3 protein-coding genes are annotated in these 1,855 nt (G+C 55.4%); all 3 read left to right on the top strand.

Features of this window, described 5'->3' with window-relative positions; translation table 11 throughout:
• On the top strand, positions 1-952 hold a 952-nt coding region (locus tag ACFO6Q_RS16580), incomplete at its 5' end, for a hypothetical protein (RefSeq protein WP_380022227.1).
• Positions 949-1,506 (top strand): hypothetical protein, encoded by a 558-nt coding sequence (locus ACFO6Q_RS16575; protein WP_380022226.1) that lies wholly within the window; start codon positions 949-951, stop codon positions 1,504-1,506. The genes ACFO6Q_RS16580 and ACFO6Q_RS16575, both read left to right, overlap by 4 nt.
• Before the next feature lie 31 nt (positions 1,507-1,537).
• Positions 1,538-1,855 (top strand): hypothetical protein (locus ACFO6Q_RS16570; protein WP_380022225.1); only part of this gene is annotated, 318 nt, incomplete at its 3' end.

Raw genomic sequence — 1,855 nt, 5'->3', positions numbered from 1 at the left:
GGGGGGCTTTGCAGCGGGGGCGATACAGACAGGCTCAATGCGTGGAGCGGTGGCCGGTGCGGTGAGCGCGGGCGTGTTCTTCGGCATCGGCAGCTACTTCCAGAGTGCCGGATGGGCGCAGGCGGGCGAATGGGAGAACGCGTTCGGCAGCGGCTTGAGCTATTCGGGGTACGCCGCCAAGACCTTGAGCCACGGCGTGGCCGGTGGTGTGATGGCCGAGATGCAGGGCGGCCGGTTCGGGCACGGATTCGCAAGCGCGGGGTTCAGCGAGGCGATGTCGCCGGCGCTGGGTCATATCCGCTCAGTGCCGGCGCAGGCGATCACGGCAGCGGTCATTGGAGGGACGGCGTCGAGGCTCGCGGGTGGGAAGTTTGCCAATGGGGCGGTGACGGCGGCGTTTGGGTTTGCGTTCAATCAACTCGGGCATCCATCGAGTCGTGCGGTATTAGATAAGAAAGTCGAGGTGACGGACCTCAGCTTGAATCCATACGTGGGGCCACTGTCGAACTCACAGAATTCCGATGTAGATTCCATCAATGCTTCTATTGCCATGCTAGGAGAGACCGTGAAGGCGTCGGGAAATTCCGGTTATATCGAGAAGTTCAACAATACGAGCTTTAATTATGTTCCTGGCTATGAGGATCCCACCTCTCCAACGACAGCAGGGTTTGCTGGTGGAGATCCACGCACCGGTGGGAGTTTAATAAGGTTCACGGCTGGATTCAGCAAATACACAAAGCCAGGCGACTATATTACAAAGAGCTACAACTATCAGTATCTAAAATCTGGACCGACGCTAGGGTTATTCTTAGCCGCGCATGAATTTGGACATGTAACTGGCATTTGGGGCAATGAGTTCGGGGCGCATAATTTCGCCGGAAATTTTATTCAACAGTACCCCGGCGGAATAGATTCTGGCGCGCTATATTGCTACCGGGAGTGCGGCAAATGATCTCCAAGAGCTATGGCAATTTAATGTTGGTCTCGCTAATGCTGATCTCTGGTCAAGCAATAGGCGGATCGTATCTTTATCAAAATTGCGCAGATCAAAGCCGTGGAGTTCCTCTAGTCGATTGCTCTAGTGCGGAAATCGACAGTGAGCTAAGAAGTGTAAGGGTAAATCATTATCTTGAGGCTGGGCTGCCGATCTCCAATACGAAGCATACAAGGTATCTCGGAAGCGAAATTATTCCGGTTGCAATACCGGACGGCTACAATTCCTTAAATTCTTGGAGTTTTAAAAATAGGAAATACATCAAAATAAAGTCAGGCGTGGACTCAAGGGTGATTAAAGAGAAAGTGGATATTATTGTCGTTCTTGATTACATTGACGAGCATGAGAAAGAGCCCAGCGATTTAGCTTCTCTGGATGATCCTAGGGCCAAGCCAATATTCTCTTTCTGGTATTCAACTAATCGCGGTGTTTTGGCAATAGGAATTCCGAAGCCCGGGGATTCTGGCGACGTATATTACTGCGTTTCAAGTAAGTGCTTATTCGGACCGTGATTTTTGATCGATGTTGTTTAGGGCGGTCGGGGTGCTTGCGGCCCCGAACCGCGAGCGCGTCCGGCGCCTGGACTACGACGGCGCGCTCGCGCAGAGCGCGAGCACGGTGGTGCACTACGTGGGCGGCGCGGAGATCCGCTACCTCGCCACGGCCAACAACGGCGCGGGCGCGCTGAGGGAGGTCCGGCGCACCGCCGGCAACGTGCTGGTCGTCCAGGACGTGAGTCGCGGGGCCTATCAGCTCAAGCGCCTGACCCTGCTGACGGACTTCCAGGGCAGCACGCACCGGGTGTTGTCGGCGATGACGCAACAGCCGGTGGCGCCGGTGGCGTCGACGAGCTTCGACGCA

It is taken from the genome of Dokdonella ginsengisoli (assembly GCF_042652785.1).
Classification (GTDB): Bacteria; Pseudomonadota; Gammaproteobacteria; order Xanthomonadales; family Rhodanobacteraceae; genus Dokdonella_A; species Dokdonella_A ginsengisoli.
This window is presented reverse-complemented; position numbering and strand designations above follow the sequence as displayed.

Excerpts from the sequence above, each read along its gene's own strand:
- ACFO6Q_RS16575 (WP_380022226.1), top strand. The coding sequence starts at position 949 with ATGATCTCCAAGAGCTATGGCAATTTAATGTTGGTCTCGCTAATGCTG.